Consider the following 17,421-nt stretch of genomic DNA (forward strand, 5'->3'; position numbering starts at 1 on the left):
TGCCTGCCGAGGCATCGACAATCCATGACACCGCGATGACGCGCTAGGTTCCCGGAAAAGGGAGGTGCCCATGGACTGGTCAGCGGCGCAGTACACGCGGTTCGAAGACGAGCGGAACCGTCCCATCCGGGACCTGCTCGCCCGGGTTCCCACCGCCGACGTGAAGCGCGCGGCGGACATCGGCTGCGGCCCCGGCAACTCCACGGAGCTGCTGCGCGCCCGCTTCCCACAGGCCTCCGTCAGCGGCATGGACAGCTCGCCGGACATGCTCGCCGCGGCGCGCAAGCGCCTGCCGGACGTCCGGTTCGACCTGGGAGACATCGCGGCCTGGAGCGACCCGGGCCCCTACGACGTCATCCTGGCGAACGCGGTGCTGCAGTGGGTGCCGGACCATTCCACCCTGTTGCCCGCGCTCCTCCGCAAGCTGACGCCGGGAGGAAGCCTCGCCGTGCAGATGCCGGACAACCTGGAGGAGCCGTCCCACCGGCTGATGCGCGAGACCGCGAGCGAGGGCCCCTGGGCGGCCAGGCTGGGGGGAGCCGCGAGCGCGCGGACGGCCCGGAACGAGGCCGACTGGTACTTCCGCGTGCTGAGCGAGGCCGGAGCCACGGTGGACATCTGGCGCACCACCTACTTCCACCCGCTGACCGGAGGCGCCGGAGCGGTGGTGGAGTGGTTCAAGGGCTCGGGCCTCCGGCCCTTCCTCGAAGCGCTCGACGCGGGCGAAAAGACAGACTTCCTCGCCCGCTATCAGGAAGGGATTGCGCGGGCCTACCCTGCCCTGTCCGACGGCACGGTCCTGCTGCCCTTCCCCCGGCTGTTCTTCATCGCGACGCGCTAGCCAGACCGGCGGCGATGTTCCCCAGCGTGGCGACCGCGGCCTCGATGCGCGGCGTCCACGGCTGGCCATAGCTCAGGCGGATGTAGTTCCGGTACGAGCCCGGCCGCGCGGAGAAGATGGACCCGGGCGCGATGCTGATGCCCGCCTCCAGTGCGCGCACGTTGACCGCGTGCGCATCCACCGAGGGCGGCAGTTGCACCCAGAGCAGCAGCCCTCCCGAGGGCAGCGCCACGCGCGTGCCCTGGGGAAAGTGCTTTGCGACGGCATGGGCCACGTGCTCCGCCTGCGAGGCGAGGTTGCGGCGCAGAGTGCGCAGGTGTCTGTCATAGCCGCCGTTCTCCAGGAAGCGCGCGACCGCCTCCTGGGTCAGCAGCGGTGACGCCACGGTGTGCGCGAACTTGAGCAGCTCCACGCGCTCCCGGAACCGGCCCGGGGCCACGTAGCCCACGCGGAAGCCCGGGGCGATGGTCTTGGAGAACGACCCGCACAGCAGCACCTGGCCGCGCGTGTCGAAAGCCTTGCACGGGCGCGGACGCTCCGGCTCGAAGTGCAGGTCGCCGTAGATGTCGTCCTCGATGAGCGGCACGTCGTGCGTTGTCACCAGCTCCACCAGCCGCCGCCGGTGGTCCTCCGGCATGCAGCTGCCCACCGGGTTGCTGAAGCTGGGGACCACCAGCACCGCGGCCACGCGCCGGCGCTCCAGCGCGGCCTCCAGCGCATCCAGCTCCATGCCGTGGCGGGGGTGGCAGGGAATCTCCAGCGCCTTGAGCCCCAGCGATTCGATGGCGAGCAGCGTGCCGTAGTAGGCCGGAGACTCGATGGCGATGGTGTCACCCTGGCGAGCGGCCGCGACGAGGCACAGGTGCACCGCCTCCGAGGCCCCGCTGGTGGTGATGAAGTCATCCGCACTCAGTGAGCAGCCCCACTCCAGCGAGCGCTTCGCCAACTGCTGCCGCAGGCGCGGCGAGCCGGGAGGCGCGTCGTACATCACGCCCGCGTCCTGCCGTTCCCGCGCGAGCAGCCCCAGCTCCCGCGACAGGCGCCGGGTGGGAAGCAGCTCCGGCGCCGGCCACGCGGTGCCGAGTTGCACGATGCGCGGCTCGCGCGACGACCGGTACAGATGCGACACCAGGTCGCTGACGGTGACGGGCGTCGCGGAGGCGGGCGGCCGGGACACCGGGGGCTCGGCGAGCCGGAGCCGCTCCCGCTCACGCACGTAGTGGCCGGACTGGGGCCGCGTCTCGATGAGCCCCTGGGACTCCAGATGCAGGTAGGCCTGGAGCACGGTGGAGACGCTCACCCGCTCGCGCGCGCTCAACTGGCGCACGGAGGGCAGCCGCTCCCCCGGGCGCAGCGTGCCCGCGGCGATGGCGTCCTTCAGCCGCTCCGCGACGCTCTCGTAGAGCTTCAGGGACTGCGCACGTGCACCCATGGAAAGAACCTCCCTCGGACTTCAACGGATAGCGCCCGGAGCGCCGGCCGCCCAGATACAGCTCCGCGCTGCAATCACCAGCACAGTTCGCCCAACAGGAACTGTACCGGTCACAATTCACATCCGCTGCATCTGTTCTGGTCGGGCCTCCGGACGCATGGTGGGTCCATCACGGGAGGACCAAGATGATGGACCTTTTCACGATGCTGAATCCCTCCTGGCTGGGCTCACTGGCGAACCGGCTGCGAGGCATCAACGCTTGCCAGGAACTGGTGTGCCTGCCGCAGGGCGACCTGTGGAGCAGGCGCCTGCGCGGCCCGTCCCGGACATTCGTCTGCGAGGAGGGGCAGGTCTGGCTCACGCTCGAAGGCGATCCGCGGGACTTCGTGCTCAGCGCGGGCGACACACTGAAGGTGGGCGAGGGGCACGTGGTGGTGCAGGCCCTGCGCGACGCGCGCTTCCACCTGTCCGGCTGTCGGACAGGTTCTGCGCGGGGCACGGGGACGCCTTCGCCCGAGCCCTGGGTTGACAGTCCCCGCGGGCTCGACTACCTCCATCGCTGATGCTCGTTCGCGCCGCCACGTTCAGGACCTGTTGTCACGGCATGTGTTGCCGTGTCGCGGCCGGTCCGTCCGTGCGCATGCGCTGAGCCTCCCTCCGCGCATCCGCGCCCTGTCGGTCTGGCCTGTTCCCGTCACCCGGGGGCAGGCCTTTTCTTTTTCCACCACCGCCCTTCCCCGTCCGGTGCCCGCGCTCCCGTGAGCGCGAGCGCCCCAGGAGCCTCCCGATGTCCCACCGTCGTGCCACAGCCCGGAGCCGCGAGTGATCGAGCTGCGAGGCATCCACAAGGTGTTCAGCCAGGGCGGCCGGCAGGTGACGGCCCTTCACGACGTGTCGCTGCACGTGGCGCAGGGAGAGGTCTTCGGCGTGCTGGGGCGAAGCGGCGCCGGCAAGTCCACCCTCCTGCGCTGCACCAACCTCCTGGAGCGGCCCACGCGCGGCGAGGTGCGCGTGGCGGGACAGGACCTGCTGTCGCTGAGCCCCCACGAGCTACGGCAGGCGAGGCAGGGCATCGGGATGATCTTCCAGCACTTCAACCTCTTCGCCTCACGGACGGTGGAGGGCAACGTCGCCTATCCCCTGGAGGTGATGGGCCTGCCACGCACCGCCATTCGCACGCGCGTGGCGGAGCTATTGTCGCGGGTGGGCCTGTCCGACAAGGCGCGGGCGTATCCCTCGCAGCTCTCGGGTGGGCAGAAGCAGCGGGTGGGCATCGCCCGGGCCCTGGCGCCCCGGCCGAGCGTCCTGCTGTCGGATGAAGCCACGTCCGCGTTGGATCCGGAGACGACCCGCTCGGTGCTCGCGCTGTTGAAGGACCTCCAGCAACAGCTGGGGCTGACGCTGCTGCTCATCACGCATCAACTGGAGGTGGTGAAGGCGCTGTGCGGCTCCGTGGCCGTGCTCGAAGGAGGGAGGCTGGTGGAGCAGGGGCGCGTGCGGGAGCTGCTCGCGCGCCCGGAGTCCCGCCTGCGCGCGCTGTGCTTTCCGCCCCTGTCCGGGCTCCAGGAACCCACGGCGGGTCACCGCGTGGAGCTGTCGCTGACGGACGCGCATGCCCGCAGTCCGCTGCTCAGCACCCTGGCCCGGCGCTTCGACGTGGACGTCCTCTTGCTGGAGGGCGCGCTGGAGCGCGTGGGTGAAGCCCGCGTGGGCCGGCTGCTGGTGGAGCTTCACGGCGGGCCGGAAGCGGTGGCCGGGGCCCGGACCTTCCTGCGCGAGCAGGGATTGACCGCCGGCGAGGCCGCCCATGGGTGACCTGCCGGGAGCGCTGGGGATGGCCACCCTGGAGACGCTCTACATGACGTCGGTGGCGGCGGTGCTGGTGGTGCTCGCGGGCCTGCTGCTGGGCGTGCTGCTGGTGGTGACGGACCGGGGCGGACTCCGGCCGGTGCCCGTGTTGAGCCGGGCGCTGGGAGCGCTGGTGAACGTGGGGCGCTCCATTCCGTTCATCATCCTGATGGTGGCCATCGTCCCGCTCACCCGCTGGGTGGTGGGGACCACCATCGGGACGACGGCGGCCATCGTGCCCCTGGTGGTGGCGGGCATTCCCTTCATGGGCCGCGTGGTGGAACAGGCCCTGCGGGAGGTGGATGCCGGCCGCGTCGAAGCGGCCGTGGCCATGGGCTCCACGCCCCTGCGCATCATCCTCCGCGTGCTGCTCCCGGAGTCCCTACCGTCGCTCGTGCGAGGCACGGCGCTCGTCGTCATCAGCCTGCTCGGTTACAGCGCCATGGCGGGCGCGGTCGGTGGCGGAGGACTGGGCGACCTGGCGGTGAAGTACGGCTACATGCGCTTTCGCGTCGACGTCATGTGGGGCTGCCTCGCGGTGCTGCTGGTGCTCGTGCAGGCCCTGCAATGGCTGGGAGAGCGCCTGGCCTCCCGCTTCGACGCCACCCGTTCCTCCTCTTCCCCTGAGCAGTCCTGAATCCCATGCGCACTTCGTTCCGAATCCTGTCCACGGCCCTCCTGTTCCTCGCGACGTCGTTGTTCGGAGGCTGCAAGCCCGCGCCTTCCGAGTCAGCCCGGGCCTCGCGTCCCCTGAAGGTCGGCGTCAATCCCGTCCCCCACGGAGACATCCTCCGCGTCGCCGCGAAGGTCGCGGAGCGCGACGGCCTCCGCGTGGAGGTGGTGGAGTTCACCGACTACATCCAGCCGAACCTCGCGCTGGCGGAGGGCCAGCTCGACGCCAACTACTTCCAGCACGAGCCCTATCTGGAGCGCTTCGCCGGAGAGCGCCACCTCGCGCTGAAGAGCGTGGGGGCCGTTCACCTGGAGCCGCTGGCGCTCTACTCCCTGCGCTACCGGCAGCTCGCGGAGCTCCCCACGGGCGCGAAGCTCACCCTGCCGGCGGATCCCAGCAATGCCGCACGGGCCCTGCATCTGCTCGCGAAGCAGGGACTGCTGACGTTGCGCGAAGGCACGGGCGCGGGCGCCACGCTCCAGGACGTGGTGGGCAATCCGCGCAAGCTGGACCTGAAGGAGATCGACGCCGAGCAGCAGCCGCGCACGCTGGAGGATGTGGACGGCGCGATCATCAACGGCAACTACTTCCTGGAGGCCCAGAAGCAACTGCACCTGGACGCGCACGTCCTGGCCAGCGAATCCGCGGCGCGCAACCCGTACGCGAACGTGCTCGCGGTCCGGACGCGAGACGAATCCCGTCCGGAAATCCGGGCCCTGGTGAAGGCACTCCAGTCCGATGAGGTGCGCCGCTACATCGACAGCACCTACGGCGGCGCCGTCATCCCCGCCTTCTGAGCGACCGCAAGATTCTCCAAGAGAAGGCGGCGAGCACCTCCTGGAAGTGAGCCTCACTTCAGGAGGCACCTGTGTTCGACCACGTCGGTCTTCGTGTGAAGAATCTCTCTCGCAGCATCCCATTCTACCAGGCGGTGCTCGCGCCCCTGGGCTACGTGCTCTGTCATCAGGACGCAACGAGCGCGGGCTACGCGAGCAACTCCCACGCCGCGTCCCTCCTCGATCCGGATGGGAACAACGTCGAGGCCGTGTGCTTCACGTGAGCGCATTCCGCCACGTGCACACGCATCGAGCCCTGGCTCCAGCCCGTACTGCGCCGCGGTCAGGTACTGGAGCATGACGAAGTAGACGCTGGAGGAGGCCTTGTGGCCCGAGGCCCCCCGGTAGGACGGGATCATCTCGTTGCGCAGGGCCCGCAGCTGCAACCTGTTCCGCGAGCGGTTGTCCGTGAAGGGGTTGATCAGCTCCGAGACCAGGCCACACGCACTGGCGAAGGCAGCGAACGAGGCCCCGTCCATGTCCTCCACGGCCCGGTAGTCATCCTGCGTCTTGCCACTGCCTTTGACGACGTCCGCCCAGAGCCGAGCGCGCATCCGCGCCCGCTCCTCCGTGACACTGGTGATGAGCGCGATCTTCAGGTGCGCCGCGAGCGCCTCGGCCCCCCAGCCCTCCCCCGGCCGCACGGACGCCCCCCAGGTCCCGGTGGGATTGAAGTCTAGATGGCGGCGCCCATCCAGCTGGGCCAGCCCACCTTCGGGTGCGTCTGCGTCATCCCCGTCTTGCCCTGGAAGTAGCAGCACCGCTTCGAGCCGCTCGCCTCCGGGTGCTCCAGGCCCAGCAGCGTCCGCTCCCCGAACAGTTCCTGCACCTGGATGGGGATGTCCTCCCCGTCCAGGTCCACGCCCTTCGAGAACGAGATGGAGCGGTCCAGGTCCCGCGGCTGGAAGAGGATGTACGGCGAGTCCCCCGTGCCGCCCCGGTACACGACGCCGTTCCGGGGGTTCGGTGGAGTCCTCAGGTCGTATTCGATGGGATCGAACTTGTGGATGTCCGCTTCGCTGCCGAGCAGCTTGTGCACCTGCGCCAATACGCGATCCCTTGCGCCCTGCCACAACCCGGCCCCGTGGGATTCATCGAACGGATCCATCGGGTAGACACAGCCCTGGGAGGCGCTTCCAGCTGCGGAAAGTGGCCCACGTCCTCCAGCTCCAGCATCCGCGCGCGGGGCAGCGCCAGCTTCCAGCGCGACGGGGGCTCGGGCGCGCGGAGAAGTTCCAGGAGAGGTACAGCCACCGCATCAGCGCGTTGTCGGCGTTGGGCCCCTTCTGGGCCACGGCGCGAATCACCTCGGCAGCGGGGTGGTCACCTGCGTCCTGCACGTATTGCTGGGAGAGGCCCTCCACCGAGGCAAAGAGCACCCGCGCCTCGATGTCCTCCTCCGGCACGCCGTGCGTCTCCAGCGCCTTCGTCAGCCACTGGTGCGTGTCTCCCATGATCCACATGGGCGAACCCGCCCACCTCCCCCGTGAGAACCGTTCGAGGAAATCGTCGTCATCCATGATGGCGCGCCCTGTCAGACAAAGGATGGCGAGGCAACGGACACGACCGACGTAAGCCGCATTGACCGCTTTTCCTTGAATATATAATTTCACAGCTTGTGCGAGGGCTTCCGTCCCGGGGCCCGCACGTCCCGTGAGAGGCCGTATGAAACTGAAGCTGACCCAGGCGGTGAGCGTCATCTCCCTGCTGGCCGCGGCATGCGGCCCGATGCCGGAGGGCCAGGAGCCCGCCAGCGAGCAGATTGGTCACACGGCGCAGATGATCCGCCGCGAGCGGGCCATCCCCAACGAGTACATCGTCGTCCTGCGCGACTCCGCCCAGGAGGTCCGTCAGCAGGGCGCGGCGAACATCGCCCAGGAGCTGGTGTCCCTCACCAGCGGCCGGGTGCTGCGGACCTATGAGCACTCCATCCACGGCTTCCTGGCGAACATGAGCGAGGCCGAGGCCCGCCGCCTCCTGTCCGATCCCCGCGTGGCGTACGTGCAGGAGAACGGCCGCATCCACATCTCCGCGACGCAGACCGGCGCGACGTGGGGCATCGACCGCATCGACCAGCGGGACCTGCCGCGCGACAGCTCCTATACGTACAACGTCGACGGCACCGGCGTGCACGCGTATGTCATCGACACCGGCATCCGGCTGACGCACACCGAGTTCACCGGCCGCATCGGCAACGGCTACGACTTCATCGACAACGACAGCGACCCCTCGGACTGCCACGGCCACGGCACGCACGTGTCCGGCACCGTGGGCGGCACGACCTGGGGCGTGGCGAAGAAGGTCACCCTGCACGGCGTGCGCGTCCTCGACTGCACCGGCTACGGCAACGACGCGCAGGTCATTGGCGGTATCGACTGGGTGGCGGCCAACCACGTCAAGCCCGCGGTCGCCAACATGAGCCTGGGCGACGTCGGCATTCCGGCCATCGATGACGCGACGGAGCGGTTGATCGCCGCGGGCGTCACGACGGTGGTCGCCGCCGGCAACGACAGCGACAACGCCTGCAACTATTCGCCGGCGCGCGCGCCCAACGCCATCACCGTGGGCTCCACCACCAGCACGGATGGCCGCTCGTCGTTCTCCAACTACGGCACGTGCGTGGACCTCTTCGCGCCGGGCTCCAGCATCACGTCCGCCTCGAACTCCGGCAACTCGTCGAGCACGTCCATGAGCGGCACGTCCATGGCGTCGCCGCACGTGGCCGGCGCCGCGGCACTCTATCTGAGCGCCAACCCCACCGCGACGCCCCAGCAGGTGCGCGACGCGCTGGTGAACAACGCCACGCCGAACAAGGTCACCAGCCCGGGGACCGGCTCGCCCAACAAGCTGCTCTACACGCTCTTCATCACCGGCGGCGGCGGCGGCGACACCACCCCGCCCACCACGTCCATCACCTCGCCCGCGGGCGGCGCCACGCTGAGCGGCACCGTGAGCCTGAGCGCCAGCGCCTCCGACAACGTGGGCGTGTCGCGCGTGGAGTTCTACGCGGGCACCACGCTGCTGGGCACGGCCACGGCCGCGCCGTACAGCATCACCTGGAACACGACGACGGTGGCCAACGGCACCTACGCGCTGACCACCAAGGCGTATGACGCGGCGAACAACGTGGGCACGTCCACCACGGTGTCGGTGACCGTGAGCAACGGCACGGGCTCCTGCTCCATCAATGAGCAGCTCCTGGTCAACCCGGGCTTCGAGAGCGGCAACACGGGCTGGACGACCTCGTCGGGCGTCATCGACGGCACCACGTCCGGCAGCGCGCCGCGCACGGGCACGTACAAGGCCTACATGAACGGCTACGGCACCACGCGCACCGAGTTCGCGTACCAGGACATCACCATCCCCGCCACGGCGTGCAGCGCCACCTTCAGCTTCTGGGTGCGCATCACCACGGCGGAGACGACGACCACCACGGCCTATGACAAGCTGGCCGTCCAGGTCCGCAACAGCGCCGGCACCGTGCTGGCCACGCTGGCCACGTACAGCAACCTGGACAAGGGCACGGTCTACGTGCAGCGGACGTTCGACCTGGCCGCGTACAAGGGCCAGACCGTCCGCATCTACTTCAACGGCACGGAGGACGCGTCGCTGCAGACGAGCTTCTTCCTGGATGACACGGCGGTGAACATCGTCCGGTAGTCCTTCGCCGGAACGCGAAGCCCCGAGGCCCAGCACCCCACCGGGTTGCTGGGCTTCCTCTTTCCTGCCCTCACGGCGCCACGAGCCCCTGGCCGCGGACCTTGTCCGGCGTGGTGCCCGTCATGCGCCGGAACATCGCGATGAAGGCGGACGCGCTGCTGTAGCCCAGGTCGAGCGCGATGGCCTCCACCGCGTGTCCCTGCTCCAGCATCGCCAGCGCCTTGACCACGCGCAGCCGCTGGCGCCATTCGCTGAAGGACAGGCCCAGGTGCTGCTGGCATCTGCGCTCCAGCGTGCGCTCGGTGGTGTGCAGCACCTGTGCCCACTCGGCCAGCGAGCGCTCATCCTCCGGGTGCTGTTCGAGCGCGGTGAGCACCGGCTCCAGCAGCGGATCATCGGACATGGGCAGGTAGCTCCCATGGGCCGGGGCCAGCCCCAGCTGATCAATCAGCACCCGGAACAGCCTGCGCTCGGCGCTGGTGCGGGGCTGCGCCAGCGCGCTGTCCCGCAGGTGCTCCATCAGCGACTTCACCAGGGGACTGACCGCCATCGCGCACGTCGTGCGGGGCAACCCGCGGCACCACTCGGGGGCGAGGTAGAGCGAGCAGTGGGTCGCCTCGAAGCGGTTCATGCCCCGGTGCTCGACGTCGGGCGGCAGCCAGATGCCGTACTGCGGAGGGGCGAGGTAGTGGCTGCCCGCCAGCTTGAGCTCCATCACGCCGCTGAAGGCGTAGACGAACTCACCCCACGGGTGGCGATGCCGGGGATAGGCCGCCGCCGCGGGCAGGCTCGCCGCGCGGAAGTACACGGGATGTGGAAGCTTTGAGGTGAAGGGAACTTGCAGCTGCTTCGCCATGGCGGCTTCTCGGGATGGGTTGTCGGAATCTCGCTATATCCATCTGACCCGCCAGCCGCATATTGAAGCGCATGAGCTCTCACCGGAAACCCGCGGATGGCTTCGCGCTCGCGACCATGGTCGTGCTGTGCGCCACCTGGGGCATGCAGCAGGTGGCCGTGAAACTGGCCGCCCCCCACATCCCGAACCTGATGCAGATGGCGCTGCGCTCGGGGCTGGCCGCGCTGCTCGTGGGGCTGATGTGCTGGGTGCGTGGTGAGCGGGGGCTCCTGCGTCGTGGCCCCTGGCGCCCCGGGCTGCTCGTGGGCGTGCTCTTCGCCTCGGAGTTCCTCTTCGTGGGCGAGGGTCTGCGCCACACGCACGCCTCGCACATGGGCGTCTTCCTCTACACCGCGCCCGTCTTCTCCGCGCTGGGCCTGCACTGGTTCGTCCCGTCGGAGCGGCTGAAGCGGACGCAGTGGTTGGGCATTGGCGTGGCCTTCGCGGGCATCGCGCTGGCCTTTGGCGGCGGCCTGCTTCGGGGCGGGTTCAGCCCTGAAATCCTCCGGGGCGACGCGATGGGACTGCTCGCGGGGCTGTCCTGGGGCGCCACCACCGTGGTGATTCGCGTCTCCGCGCTGTCGGATGCACCGCCCACGCAGACCCTGCTGTACCAGCTGGTGGGCGGCGTCGCGCTGCTGCTCCCCGTGGCCCTGCTCACCGGCCAGGCCGGCCCCATCACGATGGCCCCTGTCGCCTGGGCGAGCATCCTCTTCCAGGGCGTCATCGTGTGCTTCGCCAGCTACCTCGCCTGGTTCTGGCTCCTGCGCCGCTATCTCGCCTCCAACCTGTCGGTCTTCTCGTTCATGACGCCGCTGTTCGGCGTCAGCGCGGGCATCTACGTGCTGAATGAACAGGCGGACCTCTCCTTCGCGGTGGGCGCGGTGCTGGTCCTCACCGGCATCCTCATCGTGAGCGGAGCAGGCCTGCTGCGCTCCGCGTCCGCGTTGAAGCCGGGCGAGACTTGAGTCCAGGCGGGGCGGAGATGCGCCGGCTTTGCGCACGGGCTCCCTTTGCGCGAAAGGCGCGTGTTGTGTAGGCATTGGCCTCGTGGCCACGGGAGGGGGCTCGCATGCGGTGCCGTTCGATACGGAGAGCGGGAAGGCGGCTGGACGGCACGGCGTGACGCCGGCCTTCGGCGGGGGCACGCGCCGACAGGGAACGAGGCCCTCGTGGGTGGGGCGTGGAGCGCAAGACCGTCCGCGACACGCTCACGGAGAAGGAAGGAGACCTGTATGCCGTCTCCTTGTGTCTCACTTCACGCCCGCCTGGGCCCTTGCGCGCGCTCGATGCGAATGCGCAACTCGGGGTCATCGAGCCGCTTCGCGATGGCGGCGGCCCGGGCCAGCGTGACTGCCTTTTCCGGCGCGCCCTGGATGCGCGCGACCATCAGCAGGCCCATCACCCGCAGGCGCACGTAGCCTCCGTCTCCCGCGTGCTCACAGGCGCGATGCGCGAGCCGGAGCGCCTCCTCGCGGTCGCCCAGGCGATGCAGGCCGAACGCGAGCCCCGCATCGCGCCGATAGCTGGCGAAGGGATGCACGTCCTCGGTGGGGAGCGCGCGGTACAGCGCGAGCGCCGCGGCGAAGTCCCCCAGGCGGTTGGCGTCGAAGGCTTCGTGGTCGGCCAGGCGGGCCTGGAAGCAGGCGGCGTCCTCCGGTGTCAGCTCCGCCCGCGACGCGGCGAGGAGGCTCCGTGCGCGCTCCAGGTAGGGGCGCGAGGCGGCCTCCGCGCGCCTCGCGTCCGAATCGAGGCGCGTCAGGAGATAGCTCGTTGCCAGGTGATGTTCGATGCGCGCCGCCGGAGCCTCCGCGAGCGCCGCCGCCCCCTCGAGCAGGGGGCCCGCGTCCTCGAAGGCCCGCTGTCGCAGCGCCACCGTCGCCAGTCCCAGGAGGATCCACACGCGCGCTCGGGACTCGGAGAGCGGCGGGCGCTCCCAGAGGCGAAGCTGATCCAGGCAGAGCCGGACGGGCAGGTCGTTGAAGGGGCTGTGGTACGTGCCCATCCATCGGGCCTGGGCCTCGAGGGTGGCGGGCACGCCGAAGACGCGCAGCAGCCGCTGCCCCATGAGTCCGCCGTCCCGCTGTCCCCTGCCCCGCAGGCGCCGCAGGGCCCGCTCCACGGAGGTGGTGTCCTCCGCCAGGCCGCGTTCGACGAGCTTCCAGGCGACCGCGGCCAGGGAGCCGTGCTCCTGCACCAGGGCGTCGAGGTAATCGGACCACGTGAAGCCGACCGGGGCCTGGGACGCGCCCGCGACGTGTCCGGTTTTCTGTCCGTTCCGGCGCGGGCCCCTGGCTGCCATCTTGGTCACCTCGAAAGGAGGCGCCCCATGCGCCTGTTGCTCGTCTCCGATACCCACGGCCACCTCGACATCATCGAGCGGCTCGCGAAGGAGGCCCGGGCCGACGCAGTCTTGCACGCGGGAGACTTCGGCTTCTATGACCGGGAGAGCGCGGACCGCATCGAGTCCCGCGAGCTCTTCCTGCGCGTGGTCCACTCGGCGCTCCCCGCGGACGTGAAGCAGCGGGCCAAGAAGCTGAAGGGCGACGCCCTCCGTGCCTTCATCCGCCAGGAGCTGCCCCTGTCGGACCTCGCGGAGTGGCTGCCGGCGGGGAGGGGCTTCTCCCTGCCCATGTTCGGCATCTGGGGCAATCACGAGGATGGCGCCGTCGTCGCCTCGCTCCTGTCGGGGCGCCAGCGCGTCCCGAACCTGACGCTGCTGGGAACGGCGACGCATGGACCGTTCCGCTTCTTCGGGCTCGGAGGGAACCTGCTCTCCGAGCGGCTCGGGGAGGACGCCCCCATCGACGGAGGCCGCGGGAAGATTCACGCGACGGAGAAGGACCTCACCGCGCTGCTGGACTCGGCGCGGCCCCGGGTGCCGGGAGAGGTCCGGGTGCTCGTGACGCACGTGAGCCCGGGAAAGGAGCCGCTGGTGGCGCTGCTCGCCTCGGCGCTGGACGTGGACCTCACGGTGTCCGGGCACATGGGCTCGCCCTATGGATGTGTCTGGGATGACTTCGCGATCCGCGGGCCCGCCGAAGCCGAGGCGCGCCTCGCCGCCGCCGCGGCCGCGCTTCCCGAGCCGCTGCGGGAACGGCTCCCCGTGCCCGCGTCGGAAGACGGCAGGGCCCGCTGGTACCGGGGCACCTTCCACGTGAACCTCCCGGATGCACCGGATGGCTACGCCGTCGCGGAACTTCAAGACGGGCGCCTGCGCTTGGAGACGGTCTCCGCCGTCCCACAGCCGGGGTATAAGGCCCGCGCTCGCGCGCGTTCCGGACGGCCCCATGGACACGTGCGCTGAATCCCAGGAGACACACACATGACGTGGTGGATCTACGCCCTGGCCTCCGCGGGCTTCGCCGCGATGACCGCCATCCTTGCCAAGGTGGGCGTGGAGGGGGTGCCTTCCACGCTCGCCACCGCGCTGCGCACCGTGGTGGTGCTCGCCTTCGCCTGGACCATCGCGCTGGCCCGCGGCGAGGGGGCCGCCCTTCCCACGCTCGGCCGCCGCACGCTCCTCTTCCTCGCGCTCTCCGGAGTGGCCACGGGCCTGTCCTGGCTGGCCTACTTCCGGGCGCTCCAGCTCGCTCCCGCGTCGCGGGTGGCGCCCATCGACAAGCTCAGCCTGGCCCTCACGCTCGTGCTCGCGTGGGGCCTGCTGGGCGAGCCCCTGTCGTGGAAGCTCGTCGTCGGCGTGGGATTGATGGTCTGCGGCGCGCTGCTGACGCTGGGCTGAACCGCCCGTCGGGCTTGAACGGCGGCTGAACGGCCCTGGGGGCTCCGGGCCGGAACCTCCCCGCCAGTGGTATAGCTCCGACCGAGAAGCCCGCCACGCGAGTCCTCGTCATCCGGGAATCCATCGTGTCCATCCTCATCGTCGAAGACGAACTGCGGGTCCGCGCCTTCATCTCCCGGGGCCTCACCGAAGAGGGCTTCCGCGTGCGCGAAAGCGCGGACGGCGTCGAGGCCCAGGAGCTGATGCGCCACGAGCGCTTCGCCCTCATCATCCTGGACTGGATGCTGCCGGGAATGTCCGGACTGGACGTGCTCCGGTCGCTGCGCGCGAAGCAGGACGTGACCCCCATCCTCATGCTCACCGCGAAGGACGCGGTCGCGGACCGCATCCAGGCGCTCAATGCCGGCGCGGACGACTATCTCATCAAGCCCTTCGCCTTCGATGAGCTGCTGGCGCGCATCCGCGCCATCCTCCGCCGCGTCGACAACCGCGCCACGCCGCTGCTGACCCACGCGGACCTGACCATGGACCCCACCACCCGGAAGGTGGTCCGGGCCGGCGTGGAGATTCCGCTGACCGCCCGGGAGTACGCGCTGCTGCAATTCCTGCTCGAGCACGCGGGCGAGGTCCTGTCCCGGACCCGCATCGTGCAGGCCGTGTGGGAGCACGACTTCGAGACCTTCTCCAACGTCGTGGAGGTCTACATCCGCTATCTGCGGGCCAAGGTGGACATCCCCTTCCCCACCAAGCTCATCCACACCGTGCGCGGCGTGGGCTACGTGCTCCGGAGCCGCGCATGAGGCGCCCGCGCTCGCTGCGCGCGCAGTTGACCTTCTTCTTCGCCGGCGCCGTCCTGGGCACGACCCTGCTCTACGGCGCGCTGGTGACGGTGGTGCTGGCCGCCAGCGAGTTCTTCCAGCACGCGGAGAACCCCAGCCTGGGGCTGCACGAGGGAATCTTCGACGAAGCGCTCCAGGCCCTGGGCGCCATCGTCTTCAGCATGCCCATCGTGGTGGTGGGGTCCATCGTGGTGGGCGGCGCGCTGGCCCGCAGGGCGCTGGCGCCGCTGCGGGATGCCCGCGACCGGGTCCGTGCCGCGCGGGCCTCGGAGCTGGACCTGAGCCTTCCCGACCGCGGGACCGGGGATGAGTGGGACACGCTGGCGGCGACCCTGAACGAGCTGCTCTCGGATGCCCGCGCGTCGCTCGCGCGCATCCAGTCCTTCACCTCCGACGCGGCGCACGAGCTGCGCACGCCGCTCACCATCATCATGGGCGAGACGGAGGTCTGCCTGCGGCGGGAGCGAACGCCGGAGGAGTACCGCCGCACGCTCTCCATCGTGCTCGACGAGACCCGTCAGCTCAGCGTCCTGGTGGACGCGCTGCTGCAACTGGCGCGCGCGGATGCCGGCACCCAGGTCATCACCCAGGAGCCCGTGGAGCTGCATGCCCTGGCGCGCCAGTCCCTCCAGCGCACGGAGCAGCTCCTGGCGGCGCGGTCCCGGAGCCTGACGCTGGAGCTGACGGGCGCCCCCACGCAGGCCCGGGGCGATCCGGTCCTGTTGACGCACGTGCTGGAGAACCTGCTCTCCAATGCGTGCCGCTACGCCCGCGAGCGCATCCGGGTGGAGCTGGACTCGACTCCCACCGGCGTCCTCATCACCGTGGCGGATGACGGCAAGGGGGTGGACGCCGCCTTCGAGGCCCGGCTCTTCCAGCGCTTCGCCCGCGCGACTCCATCACGGCAGGGCGAGGGCACCGGCCTGGGGCTCGCGGTGTCGAGGACCATCGCCCAGGCGCATGGCGGCACGCTCGACTACGCGCGGGTCGATGGCGAGAGCCGCTTCACCTTGCGCCTCCCGAGACCGGAGGCGTCTGCCGGGCCACCGCCTCTGGCCGGGCATGCCAGCGCTGACAGGACCACAGCCTGAAGGTCGTCACCGGCTGCTCGCCTCGGTGCACCGTCACGGAGGGCAGCTCGCGCACCGACGCGCAATACTCCGTCAGCCGCACCTCCGCGTCGCGCAGCGGCTGGCGCAGGTCCGACACGATGAGGGCGTCCGCGCCGGGGCGCACCCGGTCCAGCCAGAAGCCATACGCCAGCCCGTCGCCGCCCAGCGCGGAGTCGGACTGGGTCTCCGGGCGGTCGGGCAGATACCAGGCCAGCTCGCTGGCCGTCTTGTAGCCCCACCCCACCACCATTGGCGCGGGCGTACCGGCCGCCGCGCGGTGGAGTTGCACGGCATTGGCCAGCTCGCGCCAGCCGCTCACCAGGTTGTCGCGCTCGCGGAAGGGAATCCAGGGGCAGAGCGGCATCAGGTACATGCCGATCATCAGCACCGCGCCCACGCCCACGCTCAGCGCCGCGTAGCCACGCACGGCCCGGTGCTCACGCAATGCCCACGCGCCCGCGGCGGCGGCCACCATCACGCCCAGGTAGGCGGGGGCCACCCAGTTCATCTTCACCCAGTGCAGGGGACTCACGAGGGTGAACAGGGCGAGTCCCGGCACGCTGGCGAATGCCAGCAGCCGGGCACGGTCATCCCCCCGCCAGGCCTGGCGAACGAGGACGCCCGCCGCCACCCACAGCGCCACGTAGAGCAGCGGCCCCACGGCCAGCGCCTGCAGGCCCAGGTAGCGCCCCACGAGGAAGGCATGAAAGCCATCCACCGTGTGGGCACGGCCCGTGGTCTGGAACGCGAAGGAGGCCCACGCATGCTCGTGGTTCCAGAGCAGCACCGGTGAGAACACCGCGAGCATGACGAGGCAGGCGGCGTAGGGATGCGCGGTGCGCAGGGCCTCGCGGCCCCGCCGTGTCACCAGCGCCGTCCCGAGCACCTGGAGCGGTAGCAGCGCGGCGGTGTACTTCGACAGCAATCCACAGCCACAGAGCAGGCCCAGCAGGTACCAGCGCCAGCCCAGGCGCCCGGGGCCCTGTCCATCCGGCAGCACCAGTTCGCAGAGCACACGCAGCGCGGCGGCCCAGAAGAGCACGAGCGGGACGTCCGGCGTCATCACCACCGCCCCCAGGCCGAAGAGGACCGTGGCGTTCGCGGCGACCGCCGTCAGCACCCCGACCGCGGGCGAGTACAACCGTTTGCCGAGTGAAAAGAGGAGGCCCCCGAGTGCCGCCGAGGACAGGATGGCGGGCAGGCGCAAGGCAAGCTGCGAGCTGCCCAGGAGGCGGACGGACAAAGCCATCCACCAGGCGCACATGGGAGGATGGTCCAGATAGGACAGGTCCAGGTGGCGCGTGTATTGCCAGTAGTAGGCTTCCTGCGGCGCCAGCTCCACCTGCTCCGAGTAGAGCAGCCGCACGAGCACGAGCACCCCGGTCGCGCCCAGGCCCCATGACCACCCACGGCGCCAGGAGGCGGCTCCGGATGTGCTTGGCATCTGGCATCCCTTCGCCCCGATGACACCCGGGCATCCCTGTGCCGGAGCGCGAGGCGCCCCGAGTCATGCCTGATGTGGGCGGCTCGTGTCCGTGAGCCC

General features: G+C 70.2%; 18 protein-coding genes. 11 read left to right on the top strand and 7 right to left on the bottom strand.

Features of this window, described 5'->3' with window-relative positions; genetic code table 11:
* Positions 1–70 precede the first annotated feature (70 nt).
* Complete coding sequence (gene tam / locus KYK13_RS28790; protein WP_223636034.1) at positions 71–841, top strand: trans-aconitate 2-methyltransferase; 771 nt, start codon at positions 71–73, stop codon at positions 839–841.
* Here tam and KYK13_RS28795 read toward each other — a convergent pair.
* Complete coding sequence (locus tag KYK13_RS28795) at positions 825–2,273, bottom strand: PLP-dependent aminotransferase family protein (protein WP_223636037.1); 1,449 nt, start codon at positions 2,271–2,273, stop codon at positions 825–827. The two genes, tam and KYK13_RS28795, sit on opposite strands and share 17 nt — an antisense overlap.
* A gap of 185 nt (positions 2,274–2,458) precedes the next feature.
* Here KYK13_RS28795 and KYK13_RS28800 point away from each other — a divergent pair, with 185 nt between their 5' ends.
* The 4 genes from KYK13_RS28800 (at position 2,459) to KYK13_RS28815 (ending at position 5,591) form a co-directional block, all read left to right on the top strand.
* The gene (locus KYK13_RS28800; protein WP_223636042.1) at positions 2,459–2,836 is read left to right on the top strand and encodes a DUF2917 domain-containing protein; all 378 of its coding nucleotides are present in this window, start codon (positions 2,459–2,461) and stop codon (positions 2,834–2,836) included.
* Between the two features lie 259 nt (positions 2,837–3,095).
* Positions 3,096–4,088: a methionine ABC transporter ATP-binding protein gene (locus KYK13_RS28805; RefSeq protein WP_223636045.1), complete on the top strand. Its 993-nt coding sequence runs from the start codon at positions 3,096–3,098 to the stop codon at positions 4,086–4,088.
* Positions 4,081–4,758 (top strand): methionine ABC transporter permease, encoded by a 678-nt coding sequence (locus KYK13_RS28810; RefSeq protein ID WP_223636048.1) that lies wholly within the window; start codon positions 4,081–4,083, stop codon positions 4,756–4,758. Before KYK13_RS28805 ends, KYK13_RS28810 begins: the two co-directional genes overlap by 8 nt.
* Positions 4,759–4,763: 5 nt before the next feature.
* A complete protein-coding gene (locus KYK13_RS28815) occupies positions 4,764–5,591 on the top strand; it encodes a MetQ/NlpA family ABC transporter substrate-binding protein (RefSeq protein WP_223636050.1) in 828 nt (275 codons plus the stop codon).
* 53 nt (positions 5,592–5,644) lie between these two features.
* Here KYK13_RS28815 and KYK13_RS28820 read toward each other — a convergent pair whose 3' ends face one another.
* Genes KYK13_RS28820 through KYK13_RS28830 form a run of 3 tightly spaced genes read right to left on the bottom strand, consistent with a single transcriptional unit; the run spans position 5,645 to position 7,093 of the window.
* Positions 5,645–6,274 (bottom strand): hypothetical protein, encoded by a 630-nt coding sequence (locus KYK13_RS28820; protein WP_223636052.1) that lies wholly within the window; start codon positions 6,272–6,274, stop codon positions 5,645–5,647.
* 32 nt (positions 6,275–6,306) lie between these two features.
* Entirely contained in the window at positions 6,307–6,669 is a 363-nt protein-coding gene (locus tag KYK13_RS28825; RefSeq protein ID WP_223636054.1) for a hypothetical protein, read from the bottom strand.
* Positions 6,670–6,721: 52 nt separating this feature from the next.
* Positions 6,722–7,093: a hypothetical protein gene (locus KYK13_RS28830; RefSeq protein WP_223636055.1), complete on the bottom strand. Its 372-nt coding sequence runs from the start codon at positions 7,091–7,093 to the stop codon at positions 6,722–6,724.
* Positions 7,094–7,295: 202 nt separating this feature from the next.
* Between KYK13_RS28830 and KYK13_RS28835 the strand changes: the two genes are divergently transcribed.
* Positions 7,296–9,290, top strand: coding sequence for a S8 family serine peptidase (locus tag KYK13_RS28835; RefSeq protein WP_223636056.1), 1,995 nt, complete (start codon positions 7,296–7,298; stop codon positions 9,288–9,290).
* A gap of 70 nt (positions 9,291–9,360) precedes the next feature.
* Here the strand turns inward: KYK13_RS28835 and KYK13_RS28840 are convergent, their stop codons facing one another.
* On the bottom strand, positions 9,361–10,146 hold the full coding sequence (locus KYK13_RS28840) for a helix-turn-helix domain-containing protein (RefSeq protein ID WP_223636057.1): 786 nt from the start codon (positions 10,144–10,146) through the stop codon (positions 9,361–9,363).
* 71 nt (positions 10,147–10,217) lie between these two features.
* Here KYK13_RS28840 and KYK13_RS28845 point away from each other — a divergent pair, with 71 nt between their 5' ends.
* Positions 10,218–11,153: a DMT family transporter gene (locus KYK13_RS28845; RefSeq protein WP_223636059.1), complete on the top strand. Its 936-nt coding sequence runs from the start codon at positions 10,218–10,220 to the stop codon at positions 11,151–11,153.
* Between the two features lie 290 nt (positions 11,154–11,443).
* Here the strand turns inward: KYK13_RS28845 and KYK13_RS28850 are convergent, their stop codons facing one another.
* Positions 11,444–12,487 (bottom strand): hypothetical protein, encoded by a 1,044-nt coding sequence (locus KYK13_RS28850; RefSeq protein WP_223636061.1) that lies wholly within the window; start codon positions 12,485–12,487, stop codon positions 11,444–11,446.
* 27 nt (positions 12,488–12,514) lie between these two features.
* On the opposite strand from KYK13_RS28850, the gene KYK13_RS28855 reads away from it, so the two are divergent.
* The 4 genes from KYK13_RS28855 (at position 12,515) to KYK13_RS28870 (ending at position 15,857) form a co-directional block, all read left to right on the top strand.
* Positions 12,515–13,492 carry a metallophosphoesterase gene (locus KYK13_RS28855; protein ID WP_223636063.1) on the top strand — a complete coding sequence of 326 codons (978 nt, stop codon included), beginning with the start codon at positions 12,515–12,517 and terminating at the stop codon, positions 13,490–13,492.
* An 18-nt stretch (positions 13,493–13,510) separates the two neighbouring features.
* A complete protein-coding gene (locus KYK13_RS28860) occupies positions 13,511–13,927 on the top strand; it encodes an EamA family transporter (protein WP_223636066.1) in 417 nt (138 codons plus the stop codon).
* A gap of 125 nt (positions 13,928–14,052) precedes the next feature.
* A complete protein-coding gene (locus KYK13_RS28865; RefSeq protein WP_223636069.1) occupies positions 14,053–14,727 on the top strand; it encodes a response regulator transcription factor in 675 nt (224 codons plus the stop codon).
* Positions 14,724–15,857, top strand: coding sequence for a sensor histidine kinase KdpD (locus KYK13_RS28870; RefSeq protein WP_223636072.1), 1,134 nt, complete (start codon positions 14,724–14,726; stop codon positions 15,855–15,857). Before KYK13_RS28865 ends, KYK13_RS28870 begins: the two co-directional genes overlap by 4 nt.
* On the opposite strand, the gene KYK13_RS28875 is transcribed toward KYK13_RS28870, so the two are convergent.
* Positions 15,772–17,322, bottom strand: coding sequence for a glycosyltransferase family 39 protein (locus KYK13_RS28875; protein WP_223636074.1), 1,551 nt, complete (start codon positions 17,320–17,322; stop codon positions 15,772–15,774). The two genes, KYK13_RS28870 and KYK13_RS28875, sit on opposite strands and share 86 nt — an antisense overlap.
* Positions 17,323–17,421: the final 99 nt, after the last annotated feature.

This window comes from Corallococcus sp. EGB, assembly GCF_019968905.1.
Taxonomy (GTDB): domain Bacteria; phylum Myxococcota; class Myxococcia; order Myxococcales; family Myxococcaceae; genus Corallococcus.

Bases quoted from the DNA above. Each gene is read 5' to 3' on its own strand.
- tam (WP_223636034.1), top strand. From the start codon at position 71: ATGGACTGGTCAGCGGCGCAGTACACGCGGTTCGAAGACGAGCGGAAC.
- KYK13_RS28795 (WP_223636037.1), bottom strand. From the start codon at position 2,273: ATGGGTGCACGTGCGCAGTCCCTGAAGCTCTACGAGAGCGTCGCGGAG.
- KYK13_RS28800 (WP_223636042.1), top strand. From the start codon at position 2,459: ATGATGGACCTTTTCACGATGCTGAATCCCTCCTGGCTGGGCTCACTG.
- KYK13_RS28810 (WP_223636048.1), top strand. From the start codon at position 4,081: ATGGGTGACCTGCCGGGAGCGCTGGGGATGGCCACCCTGGAGACGCTC.
- KYK13_RS28815 (WP_223636050.1), top strand. From the start codon at position 4,764: ATGCGCACTTCGTTCCGAATCCTGTCCACGGCCCTCCTGTTCCTCGCG.
- KYK13_RS28830 (WP_223636055.1), bottom strand. From the start codon at position 7,093: ATGTGGATCATGGGAGACACGCACCAGTGGCTGACGAAGGCGCTGGAG.
- KYK13_RS28835 (WP_223636056.1), top strand. From the start codon at position 7,296: ATGAAACTGAAGCTGACCCAGGCGGTGAGCGTCATCTCCCTGCTGGCC.
- KYK13_RS28840 (WP_223636057.1), bottom strand. From the start codon at position 10,146: ATGGCGAAGCAGCTGCAAGTTCCCTTCACCTCAAAGCTTCCACATCCC.
- KYK13_RS28845 (WP_223636059.1), top strand. From the start codon at position 10,218: ATGAGCTCTCACCGGAAACCCGCGGATGGCTTCGCGCTCGCGACCATG.
- KYK13_RS28850 (WP_223636061.1), bottom strand. From the start codon at position 12,487: ATGGCAGCCAGGGGCCCGCGCCGGAACGGACAGAAAACCGGACACGTC.
- KYK13_RS28855 (WP_223636063.1), top strand. From the start codon at position 12,515: ATGCGCCTGTTGCTCGTCTCCGATACCCACGGCCACCTCGACATCATC.
- KYK13_RS28860 (WP_223636066.1), top strand. From the start codon at position 13,511: ATGACGTGGTGGATCTACGCCCTGGCCTCCGCGGGCTTCGCCGCGATG.
- KYK13_RS28870 (WP_223636072.1), top strand. From the start codon at position 14,724: ATGAGGCGCCCGCGCTCGCTGCGCGCGCAGTTGACCTTCTTCTTCGCC.
- KYK13_RS28875 (WP_223636074.1), bottom strand. From the start codon at position 17,322: ATGCCAAGCACATCCGGAGCCGCCTCCTGGCGCCGTGGGTGGTCATGG.